Origin of the sequence: Ottowia caeni (assembly GCF_050821495.1) — a bacterium.
In the GTDB taxonomy this organism is placed as follows: Bacteria; Pseudomonadota; Gammaproteobacteria; order Burkholderiales; family Burkholderiaceae_C; genus Ottowia; species Ottowia caeni.
Map to the genome: position 1 here is coordinate 55,995 of NZ_CP151081.1, position 15,465 is coordinate 71,459.

The 15,465-nt window shown below is 61.5% G+C and carries 12 protein-coding genes and 1 pseudogene; 2 read left to right on the forward strand and 11 right to left on the reverse strand.

The genetic code is table 11. The features are described 5' to 3' along the window. Positions 1 to 88: 88 nt before the first annotated feature. The 8 genes and pseudogenes from AAAK34_RS20070 to AAAK34_RS20105 all read right to left on the reverse strand — a co-directional run bounded on the left by AAAK34_RS20070 (position 89) and on the right by AAAK34_RS20105 (position 9,475). Positions 89 to 1,792 (reverse strand): phosphoethanolamine transferase, encoded by a 1,704-nt coding sequence (locus tag AAAK34_RS20070; protein WP_147915025.1) that lies wholly within the window; start codon positions 1,790 to 1,792, stop codon positions 89 to 91. 243 nt (positions 1,793 to 2,035) lie between these two features. Then, positions 2,036 to 2,254, reverse strand: a complete 219-nt coding sequence (locus AAAK34_RS20075; RefSeq protein ID WP_147915016.1) for a protein BatD — start codon at positions 2,252 to 2,254, stop codon at positions 2,036 to 2,038. A 99-nt stretch (positions 2,255 to 2,353) separates the two neighbouring features. Beyond that, a complete protein-coding gene (locus AAAK34_RS20080) occupies positions 2,354 to 2,731 on the reverse strand; it encodes a hypothetical protein (RefSeq protein ID WP_147915017.1) in 378 nt (125 codons plus the stop codon). 60 nt (positions 2,732 to 2,791) lie between these two features. Further along, complete coding sequence (locus AAAK34_RS20085) at positions 2,792 to 5,977, reverse strand: CusA/CzcA family heavy metal efflux RND transporter (protein ID WP_231698657.1); 3,186 nt, start codon at positions 5,975 to 5,977, stop codon at positions 2,792 to 2,794. 15 nt (positions 5,978 to 5,992) lie between these two features. Next, a complete protein-coding gene (locus AAAK34_RS20090; RefSeq protein WP_147915019.1) occupies positions 5,993 to 7,588 on the reverse strand; it encodes an efflux RND transporter periplasmic adaptor subunit in 1,596 nt (531 codons plus the stop codon). Positions 7,589 to 7,694: 106 nt separating this feature from the next. Continuing rightward, positions 7,695 to 8,510: pseudogene (locus AAAK34_RS20095) on the reverse strand (TolC family protein); the annotation flags it as partial. Further along, complete coding sequence (locus tag AAAK34_RS20100) at positions 8,441 to 8,947, reverse strand: hypothetical protein (protein ID WP_431778058.1); 507 nt, start codon at positions 8,945 to 8,947, stop codon at positions 8,441 to 8,443. The gene AAAK34_RS20100 and the pseudogene AAAK34_RS20095, both read right to left, overlap by 70 nt. A gap of 168 nt (positions 8,948 to 9,115) precedes the next feature. After that, a complete protein-coding gene (locus tag AAAK34_RS20105) occupies positions 9,116 to 9,475 on the reverse strand; it encodes a cation efflux protein, CzcI family (RefSeq protein WP_431778059.1) in 360 nt (119 codons plus the stop codon). Between the two features lie 111 nt (positions 9,476 to 9,586). On the opposite strand from AAAK34_RS20105, the gene AAAK34_RS20110 reads away from it, so the two are divergent. Then, on the forward strand, positions 9,587 to 10,057 hold the full coding sequence (locus AAAK34_RS20110; RefSeq protein WP_147915022.1) for a hypothetical protein: 471 nt from the start codon (positions 9,587 to 9,589) through the stop codon (positions 10,055 to 10,057). On the opposite strand, the gene AAAK34_RS20115 is transcribed toward AAAK34_RS20110, so the two are convergent. From AAAK34_RS20115 to AAAK34_RS20125, 3 genes are read right to left on the reverse strand one after another with little or no spacing between them, the layout of a single operon-like run. After that, positions 9,999 to 10,370: an H-NS family nucleoid-associated regulatory protein gene (locus AAAK34_RS20115; protein WP_147915023.1), complete on the reverse strand. Its 372-nt coding sequence runs from the start codon at positions 10,368 to 10,370 to the stop codon at positions 9,999 to 10,001. The genes AAAK34_RS20110 and AAAK34_RS20115 overlap by 59 nt on opposite strands. Before the next feature lie 45 nt (positions 10,371 to 10,415). Further along, positions 10,416 to 10,586 carry a hypothetical protein gene (locus AAAK34_RS20120; RefSeq protein ID WP_187265813.1) on the reverse strand — a complete coding sequence of 57 codons (171 nt, stop codon included), beginning with the start codon at positions 10,584 to 10,586 and terminating at the stop codon, positions 10,416 to 10,418. Positions 10,587 to 10,597: 11 nt separating this feature from the next. Then, positions 10,598 to 11,347 carry a hypothetical protein gene (locus AAAK34_RS20125; protein ID WP_263462733.1) on the reverse strand — a complete coding sequence of 250 codons (750 nt, stop codon included), beginning with the start codon at positions 11,345 to 11,347 and terminating at the stop codon, positions 10,598 to 10,600. A gap of 1,066 nt (positions 11,348 to 12,413) precedes the next feature. On the opposite strand from AAAK34_RS20125, the gene AAAK34_RS20130 reads away from it, so the two are divergent. Further along, positions 12,414 to 15,329, forward strand: coding sequence for a Tn3-like element IS1071 family transposase (locus AAAK34_RS20130; protein ID WP_003049965.1), 2,916 nt, complete (start codon positions 12,414 to 12,416; stop codon positions 15,327 to 15,329). Positions 15,330 to 15,465 lie beyond the last annotated feature (136 nt).

Genomic DNA, 15,465 nt, shown 5'->3' on the forward strand with positions numbered 1-15,465 from the left:
CCGTCGCGAGCGTCAATGAAGACCTGTACGCGCCTGCCTGCCATGCGCACAGAAGCGCCACCTGTTCCTTCGATCCGCGCAGTAGGAGCTACCGCGTTGGAGTGGAGCCTGGCGAGTGGGTGCAGGCCGAAGCGATGTCCAAGCGCGCATCGTAGACCTGGGTCGTGATTGCCATCAGACCGAGGACGGAATGGAACAGGTTGTCATGGGACAGTGCCAGAGCGGTCTTGCCGTTGAGACATGCTGTATCGAGCCCACGGCTTGCCTTGAAAGATTCGGAGAGCCACCACACCATGGGTACACGGGTCTGTTCGTTGGGGGCAATGGCCTGCGGCAACCCGTGCAGGAAGAGTCCTTTTTCACCCAGGGACTCGCCATGATCCGAGACATATATCATCGCGGTATCGAAACGCTCCTGCTGCGTCTTGAGATAGGCGACAGCCTGGCTCAACACATGGTCGGTATAGAGAACGGCATTGTCATAGGCATTGACGATGCTCTGGCGATCACAGCGCCGCAACTCGCCGGTGTCGCAGGTGGGCTGGAAGCGGCGAAAGGCGGTGGGATACCGTTTGTAGTACGCAGGACCGTGATTCCCCAGCATATGAAGGACGACCACGATGTCTCCGGTCGAGCCCTGGGTAAGAGCGCCAACGTTGCGCAGCAGCACTTCGTCGAAGCACCGTCCGTCTTCGCACAAGGCGGCGTCTGCCTTGGGATCGACGATGGTCTCACCCAGGCCGTCGCACACCCCCTTGCATCCTGATTGGTTGTCCTTCCAGCGCACGGACACGCCTGCACGCGACAGCACGTGCAACAGGGATTCGCTGGAACGAATCCGCTTTTCGTCATAGTCTCTCCTGCCGACGGCCGAGAACATACATGGAAGCGATGTCTCGGTATTGGTGCCGCAAGCAGTGACGTTGCTGAAGTTGAGCACGTCCAATGCCTTCATCTGTGGCGAGGTCTGCCGCAGATAGCCGTTGAGACCCCAGCTCGCCGCCCGGAGCGTCTCCCCCACCACGATGAACATCAGCGTTGGCTTGCGGCCCTGCACTGCTGGGGCAATGCGCGCATCCATCCCTACAGGCGTGCGCACGATCGCTATCTCAGCGTCGGTGGACAGCACCCGCGCCGTGGAATAGAGCAGATTGGCAGGTGTGATGAGGTAGCGCAGCTCCTTCTGGTTCCTCATCAACGCCGAAAAGTCCTGGAAGACAAGCAGCAGCGAAATCACCAAGACCAAAGCAGCCCCGACAATGAACAGCAATCGACACAACAGGGCGCGAGCGAAGGGGTGTGCCACCACGCGCACCCGCCATATGCACGCGACGGGTACCAGGGAATAGGCGAGCACATGCAACAGCAAGCTTGCCGACAGCAACTCGCTAGCCTCAGTCGTATCTGTACGCAAAACGTTGCGCAGCATGCTCGGGTCGTAGTAGACACCGTAGCGTTGCATGAAGAAGGTGGCGAATGCTGTGGCCAGAACAAGCGCGGTCAAGAGCGGTCGCACGATCCAACGATTTGCCAGCAGGCCAAAGATGAGGGCATGAAGTGCAATCAACGACAGCACCAGGGCAGCCGCGAACAACCAGGTTCCCGGGTCAGCCCAGTGGCGGCCAGCTGTGCTGGCCGACAGGAACGAGGTGTTGCCCAGCAATGCGAGGTATGCGCATACCCACAGCACCAAGCCATGGGTTCCAATACTCGGTCGCCAATTTGTCCAGTGCAGCAAGTTCTCGCGCACGAACGAAAGGTGGGCAGAGTGGCGCCGCCTTGTTTGGTTCATCTTGCTTTGCGGTGTTGATTTCTGAAAAACACCAGGTCTTTCGATGAGATGTCGAGGCGGTAGACCTTTCCAGCCCTCCAGCCATCCGACCATGGCATCCAGCCTTCATGCACGGGGGGTAGCGAGATCTGTTGCAAGAACTGCGGCGACCAATGCACCCAACATCCGCTTCGAGCACGTGAAGGATGTCATGGCGTTCCTTGCTGAGGTGCCCGGAGAATCTCCGTTTAATCCTGCGAGCCGTCAGTGGCGCGGACGGTTGCGTCCGGCCTTCCCTTGCCGAAAATCCATCTGCATCCGGCGGTCTCTCAAACGCTTGGCCAGACGTGTTGTGTACTTGATGCGCTTGTTCCGCTCAGGGTGGCGTCGTATCCAGAACGACCGCACTCGCCAGAAGGCGAGCGCAGTAATCAGGAAGCTGATCCAGATCCAGACGAGCTTGACCGCTACTGCGTGGACCATAGATGAACAAGGTGATTGCGCGCAGCGCGCACGGGTCTGGATTGATGAAAATCGTCGCCGGGATGTGCGTGAGCGGCAACGGTTTCGATCATCGTGGGGTCACTTCAGCGTGTACCGCACCGAGGCAACGGATTTACCGGCCTTGGAAACGGCTGCCACCACCTTGGTGCCCGATCCCACCTTGAAGCTGCCTGCAGCTTCGAGCGCGGCGCCTGACGGCTTCAATTCGACCTCCTGTTTGTCGGTGCCGGCCAGCAGCGTCACCTTGGCCGTCATGCCGGCCACGTCCACCGGTTTGCCGTGGTCACGCACATGCAGTTGTAGCTTGTCTGCACTGGCCACCAGTTCATAGTCGATGTCTTTCGACTGAGCGACAACGCCGCCGTGCAGAGGCTTGGTGTCATGGTCTTTTTCGGAGGCGAACGCGATTCCCGAGACCGAGATGGCCAGGGCGAGCAGTGCATGGTTGAATTTCATGGAATCTCCTTGTTGGGAAGGGAAAAAGGGCCCCGTGTGAGCGGGGGCCCCTTTGGGGAACTACGCGGAATAGGGGGTGACGGGGTGCGCAGGCTCAGCGGACACGTCCTCGTCTTGTTCGTCAGGCTTGTGCGCCAGGCGGTAGAGGATGGGCAGCACCAGCAGGGTCAGCAGAGTCGAAGAAAGGATCCCTCCGATGACCACAGTGGCCAGCGGGCGCTGCACCTCGGCACCCGTTCCGGTGGCGATCGCCATCGGAATGAAGCCCAGCGAAGCGACCAGCGCGGTCATGAGCACGGGGCGCAGGCGGGTCAACGCACCGTCCCGTATCGCCGCGTCCAGCGCCACGCCTTCTTCCCGCAGCGTGCGGATGTACGAGATCATCACTAACCCGTTGAGCACCGCCACCCCTGAGAGCGCAATGAACCCGACGGCGGCCGATATCGACATCGGTATGTCCCGTAGCCACAAGGCCAGGATGCCGCCCGTCAACGCGAAGGGAATGCCGGTGAACACCAGCAGGCCATCCTTGGCGTTGCCGAACATGGCGAACAGCAGCACGAACACCAGCAGCAGGGAGACGGGCACCACGATCTGCAGGCGCTTGGACGCGGACTGCAGGTTCTCGAAGGTGCCGCCCCAGCTCGTCCAGTAGCCTGTGGGGATCTTGATCTGCGCCAGGCCTTGCTCCGCCTCGGCGACGAAGGAACCCACGTCACGCCCGCGCACGTTGGCGCTGACCACGATGCGGCGCTTGCCGTTTTCGCGGCTGACCTGGTTGGGGCCGGGCGCGAGTTCAAACGATGCCACTTCTCCAAGCGGAATGAAGTTGATTCGAGCCTCTGCCGCCCCGGATGCCCGGGGCAACGGAATGGGCAGGCGCTTCATGCCTTCCAGGTCATTGCGGATCGATTCCGGCAGACGCACCAGGATGTCGAAGCGCCGGTCGCCTTCAAACAGAGTGCCAGCCTCGCGTCCGCCGATGGCCGTTGCCACGGTGTCCTGGATGTCCGCCACATTCAGGCCGTAGCGCGCAGCCTTCTGGCGATCAATGTTCACGGTAAGCATCGGCAGGCCGGTGGTCTGCTCGACCTTGACCTCGGACGAGCCCTGAATCTTCTGCAGCATCGAGGAAACCTCTTCCGCAGTCTTGTTCAGGACTTCCATGTCGTCGCCGAAGATCTTCACCGCCACATCGCTTCGCACTCCGGAAATCAGCTCATTGAAGCGCAGTTGGATGGGTTGCGAGAATTCGTAGTTGTTGCCTGGGATCTTGCCGACCACCTCTTGGATGCCCGCGAGAAGCTCATCCCGCGTCTTGCGAGGTGTAGGCCACTCGTCCATCGGCTTGAGCATGATGTACCCGTCAGAGATGTTCGGAGGCATAGGGTCCGAGGCGATCTCTGCCGTGCCAGTGCGCGCGAAAACTCGTTCAATCTCCGGGAACTTGGCCTTGAGTGTGCTTTCAATCTGCTGCTGCATGGCGACGGATTGCGACAGGCTGGTACCTGGGATGCGCAGCGCCTGGATAGCGAGGTCGCCCTCATTGAGCTGGGGCACGAATTCGCTGCCCATGCGGGTGGCGATCAGCCCACACAGCACCACGGCTACCGCAGCGATGGTGAGCACCAGGGCCTTGGCCGACATCACGCGATCCAGCAGCGGTGCGTAGATGCGCTTGGCGTGGCCGAGCAGGAAGTTTTCCTTCTCGTTCACGCGGTTGCCGATGAACAGGGCCACGGCCGCAGGGATGAACGTCACCGACAGGATCATGGCGCCCACGAGTGCTGCCACCACGGTAAACGCCATGGGATGGAACATCTTCCCCTCGACGCCTGTCAGCGCGAAGATAGGCAGGTACACCACCATGATGATGAGTTGGCCGAACAACAGCGCCCGGCGCGACTCCTTGGAGGCCAGGAAGACTTCGTGGAAGCGCTCGGCGCGCGTCAACGGCCGACCATGATGGGCCTGAGCGTGGGCCAAACGCCGCACGCAGTTTTCGACGATCACCACCGCGCCGTCGATGATGATCCCGAAGTCGAGCGCTCCCAGGCTCATGAGGTTGGCGCTGACTTTGTAGTTGACCATACCCGTGAAGGTGAACAACATGGAAAGCGGAATCACCATCGCCGTGATCACTGCTGCACGGATGTTGCCCAGGAATAGGAACAAGATCACGATCACCAAAATCGCGCCTTCGAGCAGGTTCTTCTTCACCGTGTTGATGGCTTTGTCCACCAGCACGGTGCGGTCGTACACCGTCACCGCATGTACGCCCTCGGGCAAGTTGCGGTTGATCTCCACCATCTTCTTGTCCACGGCCTGGGAGACGGTACGGCTGTTCTCTCCGATCAACATGAACACCGTACCCAGCACCACCTCACGGCCGTTGTCCGTGGCGGCACCGGTGCGCAGTTCGCGACCCAGGGCCACGTCGGCCACGTCGCGCACGCGCACCGGCACGCCGTTGGCGCTGCTCAGGATCACGTTGCCGATATCCTCCAGCGACCGGACCTGCCCAGGGGCACGGATGAGGTACTGCTCCCCACGCTTTTCGATGTAGCCCGCGCCCACGTTGCCGTTGTTGCGGTCCAGCGCGGTCACGATGTCCTGCAGCGTCATCCCCAGCGATGCCAGCCGCTCTGGTATGGGGGCAATCTGGTATTCCTTCGCGAAACCGCCAATCGAGTTGATTTCCGTGACGCCGGGAACGTTACGCAGCTGCGGCTTGATGATCCAGTCCTGGATCTCGCGCAGGTCGGTCGGGGTGTAGGGGTTGCCGTCCGGCTTCTTGGCACCGTCCTTGGTTTCCACGGTCCACAGGTAGATTTCACCCAGGCCCGTGGAGATGGGCCCAAGGGCCGGAGTGATGCCTATGGGCAGGCGGTCGCGTGCTTCCTGGATGCGCTCGTTCACCAATTGCCGAGCAAAGTAGATATCGGTGCCGTCTTTGAAGATCACCGTTACCTGAGACAGTCCGTAGCGGGATAAGGACCGTGTCTGCTCCAGGTTGGGCAGGCCGGCCATGACTGTCTCGATGGGGTAAGTCACGCGCTGCTCGGCCTCCAACGGCGAGTAACCGGGCGCCTGCGTGTTGATCTGCACCTGGACGTTGGTGATGTCGGGCACCGCGTCGATCGGTAGCTTCTGGTAGTTGAATACGCCGAGCGCCGCCATGGCGAGGGCCGCGAGCAGCACCAGCCAGCGCTGCTCGATCGAAAATCGAATCAGTTTTTCAAACATGGAGCGACTCCGAGGTCAGTGCGTGTGCTCGGCCGAGGCCTTGCCCAGTTCGGACTTCACAACGAAGCTGCCGGTTGCCGCATAGGGAGCGCCTTGCTTGAGGCCCTGGAGCACTTCCACGCGCTTGCCGTCACTGCGTCCGAGTTGCACGGGTTGTGTGATGAAGCCGCCGTTGACCTTGAGAAAGACCACTGGCTTCTCGCCCACGGTCTGCACGGCGTCTGTAGCGATCGTTACCGGAACGGTCGCCTCATCCGCAACCACTTCGACGTTGACGAAGAGGCCGGGTCGCCATGCGCCATTGGGGTTGTCCAAAACCACACGAGCCTTCGCAGTACGGGTCTGCTCACCAATCAACGAGCCGACGAAAGCCACAGTTCCGGTAGCTGAGGCGTCGAACGCCGTCGCTTTGATTGTGACCTTTTCTCCCACCCGCACTTGGGGCAGATCCTTGGCCGGCACATTGATCTCGGCCCAAACCTTGCTGAGGTCGGAGATGGTGAAGACGGCTGCATCTTCCTTGACAGCTTCGCCCAGGCTGATGTGCTTTTCAATCACGATACCGTCAAAGGGTGCTCGTAGTTCAAGCCGATTCAAGCCGGATGGAGACGACGCGCCGAGTCCCAGTGCACCCAGCTTCTGGTGGGCATTGGCGACCGCCACTTCGGCTTCATTCAGGGCCTGCCTAGCCTGCAAGTAGTCCTGTTCCGCGGAGACTTTCTGCTCCCACAGTTTTTTCTCACGCTCGTAGGTGGTTTTGGCTAATGCCAGGCGCTTTTGTGCTGTCTGTAGCTCGCTGCGTTGCTCCGAAGCCGTAGGGCTGGCAATCGCTGCCAGAACCTGGCCCTTCTTGACGACCTGGCCCAAGTTTGCGCTGACGCTTTCAACGACGCCTGCGAGGCGCGGTACCACGTGCGAGGTGCGGTCTTCGTTCAGGCGGATTTCACCGGGTAGCAGCAAGGAACTCTTGATGCTGGCAGCGGATGCCGTGTCAACGCCGATGGCGGCCGCCTTGATCTGGGCGTCAGTCAACTCCACCTTGCCTTCTTCCTTGCTCAGCACGAACATGAAGGGCTCATTGGCGTGTTGGGCAATGATCTCGACTTCGAAGGCATGGGGTTCTTCCACCGCTTCGCGACTCACCCAACTTCCCTTTTCAGCGCTGAAGGTCAGGGCCTGTTTGTCCCCGGTGGGGCGAGTGATGGTCGCGGTCACGGACGCCGCATTCGCCGGCACCGCCTGGTCCTTGTCGGACATCCAGATGCGCAGGCGTGGCTCCCCACCGCCTTCTGCCAGCAAGGCCTCCAGTGTGAAGTCGCCTTCCTTGAACAAAGTGCCGCCATTGGGGCCCTTGGCTTCACTCGCCTCATGGTGCTCTTCGTCGGCATGGCCCTTGTCATCGTCGTGGCCCTTGCCATCTGCCTTGCCGTGGTGTTCACCGTCACCGTGGCCCTTGGCTTCGGTGTGGGTTCCGTGGCCATGGCCATCGCCCTCCGCGGCCTTGGTATTGCCGCCCTGAAGGAGAAATGCTCCGGCTCCGACGCCTAAGGCGAGTACGACGGCAATGGCAATCAGGTGCCTTTTGCTGATGGTTGGTTTGCTGGTGGTCATGGTCAATCTCAGTTATGCGTGATGGTCTGATCCGCGGGAGACGCCCCCCAAGCAGACGGTCGATCTCGGCTGCTGCGCGGTGGGCCTCAGCGAGTGCCTTGAGGTACTGCGATTTGGCGGTGAAGTACGTGCGCTGTGCGTCAAGGACTTCGAGGAAGCTGAACTTGCCGTTTTCGAAACCGATGGTCGCTGCGTCGTAGGCCGACTTAGAGCCTGGAAGTACATCCGCCTGGAGAGCCTGCACTTCGTTAGCAATGGTGGACAACCGGTCGTGCGCCTGGGCGACCTCGCTGCGCAGGCGCACCGTAATGGCCTGAAGCTCGTCTTGCGCCTTGTCTTCGAGCTTCAGAGCCTCCAGCAGGTTGCCTTGGTTGCGGTCAAACAGGGGCAAGGGCATTGAGATGCCCAGAAGTAGCACATTGCGCTGGGTCTCGTTGGCCCGTTGCACACCGGCACTGACCGTGACGTCTGGCACGCGCTTGCTCCGTTCCACTTCCGTCAAGGCCCGGCGCCGTTCCACCTCGACCTTGGCCAGCACGACGGCTGGTGAAGAATCCACCAGGGACTGCAGATCCATCAGGGTCGGCAATGTGGGCAGGTCGTCAGCCTTACCCTCCAGCGCACCGGCGACGGCAGTGGTTCTGCCGAGCAGCGCATTCAGGCGCGTCAAGGCATTGCGTTCTTCGCTGGCGGCCTGGCTCAACTCAACGCGGATACCGGACTCCGCCACCCTGGCCTTGGTTTCCTCGACAGGAGAGACCTTGCCTGCCGCAACCCGTTTGGCCACAGCGTCCGTGGACGACTTGGCCAGCGCCGAACTGTCCTTTGCCAAAGCAAGCCGCTCCTGCGCGGTCAGCACATCGAAAAAAGCTGCCACCACGTTGGCGCGAACGGTGGCGCGCACGTCTGCCAACTGTGCCAGGGCTTGCTCACGGGCCTTTTCAGCGGCCTTTGTGCGTGCAGCGCGCTTTCCCCCAGTTCGATGGGCAGGTTCAGCTGCCAACTCTGCGTGCGCGTCTGCGAACGTGTGTCTTCAAGCGAGTAGGCCAGTTCCGGGTTAGGTCTAACTCGGCCCTGGATCACCTGTCCTTCGGAGGCTTCGACTTGGCGTGTGGCGGCAGCCACCTCGGGGTTGCTTTCCATCGCAAGCTCGATGGCCCTGGCGAGCGACAACGGCGTGGCGGACAACACAGAAGTGGTACCCAGCACCGATTGAGGGCTTTGCATGCTGGGAGCCATCACTTGGGACCAAGCTCCGGTGGTACCCAGCAATATGGTGGCAGCCACCGTTGCGAGCGCGAATTTCTTGTGGCCGCGCGCGGCGCGCTGACCCTTGTTACCGTGATTACCCTTTAACATCCGATTCTCCAATGACCTCGAAATACGAAGACATCGGCGGGAGGGCAGACACAGGTCTGCTTGGTGGCCTGTGGTTCGTTTCGCCTTACCGCGCACGCCCAAGCACGTCACGAAGACGTGCAGGCTGACTGGCTAGTTGGCTGAAAAGAGAAGTAGGCGCCCCGCCGATCAGGCGAGGACGGGCCACTGAGGGCGATCGGGCGGAGAGGGGTTCACGCCAGTGAAAGGCGTGGAGATATGAGCAACCATGGTGTTGCCACGGTCCACGGATTGCTTGGCCACATGGAGCTGAGTTACACCCAAGCCCAAGCCACCGCAAAGGCGGCAGTCGCGATCGGACTTGTCGAGGCTTGGCTCACTCTTCTTGGTCTTGCCGACTGTATCGGTGTCAGCATGCTTATGCTCGTGGTGACCGATGTGCTCCGTCTTCGCTGGCTCACTTTCATGCTGGCAATACGAAGCCACCGCTGCCCAGCTGAACTGGAGCGGTAGTATCAGTATGAAAATGGCGATCCAGCGACGCATCATCACAGTCTAGCATGGCGAGGTGTCGGATCGTCGGTCAGGCTTGCCCGTTTAAACTACCTTGACGCCAAATTAAGTTTGCGTACCTGTACGATTACTGAATAAAGTGCGAGCATGTCCTCGCCGCCCCTTCGTGCCCTGGAACGCGAATTCCGCCGCCAGCTGCTCCCCGGCGTCGGCGGCCTGACCACCTACGCCGATCGGTACGACGCCCAGCTGCAGCGCCTGCGCGAAGCCACCCCCGTGCAGGCGAAGGCGGAATTCGCCCGGCTCGGCGGCGTGGTCAAGTCTTGGCGCCAGTACCTCAAGCAGGGCATCACCCTGGCGGTGCTGGGCTCGATTCGGCCCGGCCGCGAGCATGTGCGCAAGTGGCAGTTGGACCGCTTCGGCCAGTCGCAGACCAGCGCCCACCTTCGCCAGTTCGCCGATGAAGCCCGCGCCGGCGGCGGCCGGGGAGACGAGATCCGGTTGTCACCGGCGTTGAACGACGAGTGCGCGGCGCTCTTTCGCCGCTACAAGGATGCGCTCAAGCGCCCGCCGGCACCTGCTGGGCCATCTTCCGCAATATCCCCTCGGCCGGGATGAGGAAGTTCGTGTAGTCCTGGCCGGCGATCCATCGCGGCGCCTTGCCGCGCCCGGTCCATGTCTTGCCGCTGTTCGGGTCGTAGTACCTGGCCGGCGCCTTCTTCCTGGGCTCGATCTTCCGGGTGCGTGCCGCCGCAGCGGCACCGGGCATCACGTCCGCCTGGCTCAGGTCGTAGGTGGCCATCAGTTCGCGGATCTGCGCGATGGCGGCGTCGCGCGCCTCGGAGCGCACGGCCTGGATCTTCGCGTCCAGCGCCTCGCGTGCCGCAAGAAGCTCTGCCAGGGAAAGCCCGGCCCATTGGTCATCAGTCATGGCCGAGAGTCTAGCGACCGCCGCCCCGGCGGCCGCGCCCGCGCCTCAGCTTCTGCCCAGCGTGCCGAATAGGGCCGCCGCCAGGCCCAGCAGCACGATGACCAGCCAGACCAGCCGGTTCGTCCAGCGGTACACCTCGTTGCGCCGCATCTTCTGCGACGTGCGCGGCACCATCAGCCCAAACGCCCGGCGGACGACTTTTCTCGCGCCGATCATGCCACCCGCCCTCAGTACGCGATCACGAAATCGACTTGGCTGTCCCGGGCGCCGCCGACCACCGCCCGGGTGGTGCGAATCCGCTCGGCTGGCACGCCGTTGTCGATCAGGAACTGGCGCGCCTCGGCGATGCGTGAGTAGGCCCGGGCCTCGGCCAGGTGGCCGCCCCGGGCCACGGCCGCGCCGATGGTGACGCGGCTGGCCTCGCGCGATGCGGCCACCAGCTGGCTGGCTCGCCCTTCGCCCAGCGACTCCGAGAAACTGCCGTTGAGGACCACGCTGATGCGATCTGGCGTCGTCGCGTCGCCCCGGGCCGGCAACTCGGCCGCGTCGCCGTAGTTGTCGGGCGCCGGCGGGCGCACCGCAGGCACCGGAGCGCCATACTCCAGCGCACGCGCCGGCACCGGCGCGGCCACGCGCGCCGGCGGCGCCGGCATCCTGGCGTAGACGTGCGCCACGCCATGCGGCGTCGTCACGGTGAGGTTGTCGTAGACCCCTTCCAAGACCAGTAGCCGGTCGGTCCAGGCGTAGGGTAGGGCCGTGCCATCGACGGTGGTGACTACCGGATTCATGCGCCTAGCATCAAGGAATTCGAGGTAGGTGTGCCCGTCGTCGTTGTAGGCGCGGTGCAACGCGATATTGGGCTGCACGTCGATGACATACTGATGGCGAACGGTCGGCCGGGCGGCCTCCAGCGCCGGGCCGGGCGAGGTACACGCGGCGAGCCAGCCCGCGGCGGCGGCAAGGAAAAGCGCTTTCACGGCAAACCTCATGTTTAACAAAACATAGGCAGATTATATGTTTTGTTCAACGATACAGAAATGCCGATTCCAGGCAACCGCGTGGATATCATGCGATCCGGCGCTCCTTCTCCTCCCTCCCTCCTCCCCAAACGGAGCGCCGATTCGGCCGCCATCGAGCGGCCTTCTTTTCTCCCCGAGAAACCGCACCCGCTTGGCCAGGTGCTTGCACCTGGCGGTATTGGGTATGGGCGAAGCCCATGTCACCGCCTGAACGCGCACGTGCCCAGCCCATAGGGCGCAGCGCTTATCCGCGCCCGCAGTCTCCTTGGGGCGCGGCCTTGTTGGTCGTCACTGAGGGTTCCCGCAGCCTACGCACACCACAGACGTCTGAGCGCGGGGCACGCCGCTGGCTGGCACGCAACTTGCCCCGCGTCCTGATAAGCAGTTCAGCGTTTGAATTCACAGTTGTGGCTTGATCAGGGCGTGGCTTGTCGGGGGGCTGTCTTTGTTCGGCCCCCTTGGGGGGGCCTGGATTGGGTGAGCGCGCAGCGCGAGGGCGTTAGCCCTGGGGGATGCCGGGTGGGAAGGACGCCGAAGGCGGCCGGGGCGTAGGCCGCTTGCGGCCGGAGCGAGCCGGCGGGGGCGTAGCCCCCAAGAGGCGGTGTCCCTACGTGGCGCGGCCTGTACACAAACGCGGCCTTCTACTACAGGTTAAATAAAGAAATATAAGGAAAAGAAATACAGGGGGCGTCTGTGGATAACCCATTTTCCTGTTGAAAATCAATGGTTTATGCGTGCTTCGAGGGCTCCCGAGCGAGAGTAGATCGCACACCTTGCGAGAGTAGATCGCACGAATAACCCGCTAAGCCCTTGATCCAATTGAAGATGTTACCGAGAGTAGATCGCACGCACATCTTGATGTTCTCCACCGACTTATCCGGGGTCTCCTCGTTTTCAGTGCAATAAGTGACGGTACGCAAAGCTAGCACTGGCGCGGGGGTGGTCTGGGTAGACCGTTGATTTCATTGACTTTCCTGTTCGCTTTGTAAACGGGTATGGTGGCCTCCCACTTTTGAGGTTCACGATGCAGGGTTGGCACACAACGTTTTTGGGGATGCGTGGGCTCCCCCGCGATATCAGCGACTTCGAGATGAAGGCATTTTTCACCTTCGATGGTGCCGAGCGCGACGCAATCAATGCACGCCGAGGTGATTCCCACAAGCTTGGTCTGGCGCTCCATATTGGTTTCCTGCGCATGAGTGGGCGTTTGCTCGGTGCCTTTCGGGTAATTCCAGTAGCCTTGTGGCGCCACCTTGGCAACGAGCTTGGCATTGCAGCACCAGAAGTCGCCTCGCTGAGAGCCATGTATGAACGCGGGCGCACGCTATTCGATCACCAACAAGTAGCCTGCACGGTCCTTGGATTCCAGTGGATGAGCGAGCACCAGCGCCGCTCACTGGTACGTGAACTGCGCGACGAAGTGGCGCGCTGCGCCGACCGCGATCAGCTACTCGTGCGGGCGCGTCAATGGCTGTACAAGAACAAGCTGGTGATCGTGCACGAGCGGGCAATTCGGACACTGATTGCGGCGGCACTTGCCCAGCTTGAAGTTGAAACAGGCACCGCCATCGCCGCCAGCGTTGATCCAGCAACACTTGATCGCTGGCGAGCCTCAGTTTCAGAGCTGCGCCCAGATGGACAAACCCAGCAGAGTTGGCTATGGGCTGCACCGGCGAAACACTCAACCCGCCAAATCAGCGAGGTACTGGAGCGCATCGACCTGCTTTACACGCTGGACGTTCATAAGCACCTGGCAGACATCCCCGATCTCATCTTGCGCCGCTACGCGCGCCGACTTGTCTCCAGGCCGCCCTCAGCCGGAGCCAAGATCAAAGAGCCAGCGCGCACCGTGGAGGTCGCATGCTTTCTTCGGTATTGCCTGTTCACCACCACAGACCAGTTGATCCTTATGGTGCAGCGCCGGATCGCCGATCTGTGGCGTCAGGCTGCCGCCGATGTCCCCGCTACCGTCAATTGGGCCGCAATGTACAAAACGCTGCTCGGCGAACTTGTTGCCTTGAGCGCGCAAGGTGCGGTGCCAGATGCTGAGTTGCGTGCCCGTCTTGAAGCCTTGATCACCGAAACCCAGAAACGCAAACCACCGAGCAGGGCCTCCCTGGTCCGCGAGGGATTGATTGATGGAATTCGCCCCGTGCGGTCGTTGCTCGTCGCCATTGCAAAGCTGCCCTGGCAGGCCACCGGCGAGCATCCTGCCATCGAGTACCTTGCCAAGCTGCAAGCTTTATATCTCAAAGGATCCAGAAAGCTGCCAGTTGAAGTGGTGGCACCAAGTCTGGGAATGATCTGGCAGGTTTCGATCTCCAGCCCAGACCGGGAACGGGCGTTTCAGGCGTTGGAGGTGGCCACCCTGTTTGCCCTGCGCCGCGCGGTGCGCAATGGCTCGGTCTGGATTGAGCACAGCCTGAGCTTTCGGGGTCGTGCGCGCTTGTTCTTCACGGACGAGCGTTGGCAGGCAGAGTCCAAGAAACACTATGCCCGTCTATCGTTACCCAGCAAGGCTGCCACTTTCTTGAAGCCTTTGCTGGCCAGAGTAACTGCCGGTGTCGATGCGGTGGCCGCTGCAGCCCGCAGTGGCGTACTGCGCGTGGATGATGAACTCCATTTGTCGCCATTGCCCGCAGAGGACGAAGACCCAGAAGTGACCAAGCTGCGCGCGGCTTTGGATCACCGCATCGGTGAGGTTCAATTGCCGGAAGTGATTCTGGCCGTTGACGCCCAGGTGCGCTTTAGCTGGATCATGCTCGGACGTGAGCCGCGCTCTACCGACGAGCTGCTGATGGTCTATGCCGGCATCATGGCCCACGGCACCAGTCTGACTGCGGTCGAATGCGCGCGCATGATTCCGCAATTGTCTGCCACCAGCATTCGCCAGGCCATGCGCTGGGCGCGGGACGAACGGCGTCTGAGCCAGGCCTGCCAGGCTGTGCTGGAATTCATGCAGCGACACCCGATTGCCGCCACCTGGGGGCGGTCCGATTTGGCATCTTCTGACATGATGAGCATGGAGACCACCAAACGGGTGTGGCAAGCCCGGCTTGATCCTCGGCGCAACACACCTTCCATTGGAATCTACTCCCATGTAAAAGACCGGTGGGGCATCTTCCATGCGCAGCCCTTTGTGCTCAATGAGCGCCAGGCGGGCGTGGCCATTGAAGGTGTCATCCGCCAAGAAAAGCTGGAGACCAGCCAGCTTGCTGTGGATACCCATGGCTACACCGACTTTGCCATGTCACATGCCCGTTTGCTTGGTTTTGATCTTTGCCCGCGGTTGAAGGAACTCAAACAGCGCCACCTCTTTGTGCCACGCGGCACCAAAGTGCCCGCAGAAATCGCTGCGGTGTGCGAAGCCAATGTCGACGTCGCTTTGATCGAAAAGCATTGGGATAGTCTGGTGCACCTGGCAGCCTCGGTCATGAGCGGACATGCCAGTGCGGTGGCAGCTCTTGCGCGGTTCGGTTCTGCCGCCCAGGGCGATCCAATCTATGAGGCTGGCGTGCAATTGGGGCGGTTGCTGCGTACGGCGTTTTTGGCTGACTACTTTGTCAAGGACGCTTTCAGGAACGAGTTGCGCCGGGTGCTCAATCGGGGCGAGGCTGTTAACGCCCTCAAGCGCGCCATTTATACCGGCCGGATCAGCCCGGCGCAGGCCAAACGTGTCGATGAAATGCAGGCTGTGGCCGATGCGTTGAGCCTGATGGCCAACATCGTGATGGCGTGGAATACCTCACAGATGCAGGCGGTCCTGGATCGCTGGTCGAACCGCCGCCAGGTCATTCCACCGGAACTGATCGGGAAGATTGCGCCCACCAGGCTGGAGAGCATCAACTTGCGGGGTGTGTTTCGCTTCCCGGTTGACCGCTATGCTGACCAAATCCTGCCTTCGCGGCCAAATGCATCGATAACTGGCACCAATGGATGAAACCGACCACGGTTTGACGCCACGAATCGCAGATTTGAAAGTGAACAGGAAAGTCAATGAAATCAACGATCTACCAACACCACCTCCGCGCCAGTGCTAGCTTTTCGTACCGTCACTTATTGCACTGAAAACGAGG

Coding starts and splice junctions, on each gene's coding strand:
- AAAK34_RS20100 (WP_431778058.1), bottom strand. CDS start 8,947: ATGTTAAAGGGTAATCACGGTAACAAGGGTCAGCGCGCCGCGCGCGGC.
- AAAK34_RS20130 (WP_003049965.1), top strand. CDS start 12,414: ATGCAGGGTTGGCACACAACGTTTTTGGGGATGCGTGGGCTCCCCCGC.
- AAAK34_RS20090 (WP_147915019.1), bottom strand. CDS start 7,588: ATGACCACCAGCAAACCAACCATCAGCAAAAGGCACCTGATTGCCATT.
- AAAK34_RS20085 (WP_231698657.1), bottom strand. CDS start 5,977: ATGTTTGAAAAACTGATTCGATTTTCGATCGAGCAGCGCTGGCTGGTG.
- AAAK34_RS20110 (WP_147915022.1), top strand. CDS start 9,587: ATGTCCTCGCCGCCCCTTCGTGCCCTGGAACGCGAATTCCGCCGCCAG.
- AAAK34_RS20075 (WP_147915016.1), bottom strand. CDS start 2,254: ATGGTCCACGCAGTAGCGGTCAAGCTCGTCTGGATCTGGATCAGCTTC.
- AAAK34_RS20105 (WP_431778059.1), bottom strand. CDS start 9,475: ATGATGCGTCGCTGGATCGCCATTTTCATACTGATACTACCGCTCCAG.
- AAAK34_RS20080 (WP_147915017.1), bottom strand. CDS start 2,731: ATGAAATTCAACCATGCACTGCTCGCCCTGGCCATCTCGGTCTCGGGA.
- AAAK34_RS20120 (WP_187265813.1), bottom strand. CDS start 10,586: ATGATCGGCGCGAGAAAAGTCGTCCGCCGGGCGTTTGGGCTGATGGTG.
- AAAK34_RS20070 (WP_147915025.1), bottom strand. CDS start 1,792: ATGAACCAAACAAGGCGGCGCCACTCTGCCCACCTTTCGTTCGTGCGC.
- AAAK34_RS20115 (WP_147915023.1), bottom strand. CDS start 10,370: ATGACTGATGACCAATGGGCCGGGCTTTCCCTGGCAGAGCTTCTTGCG.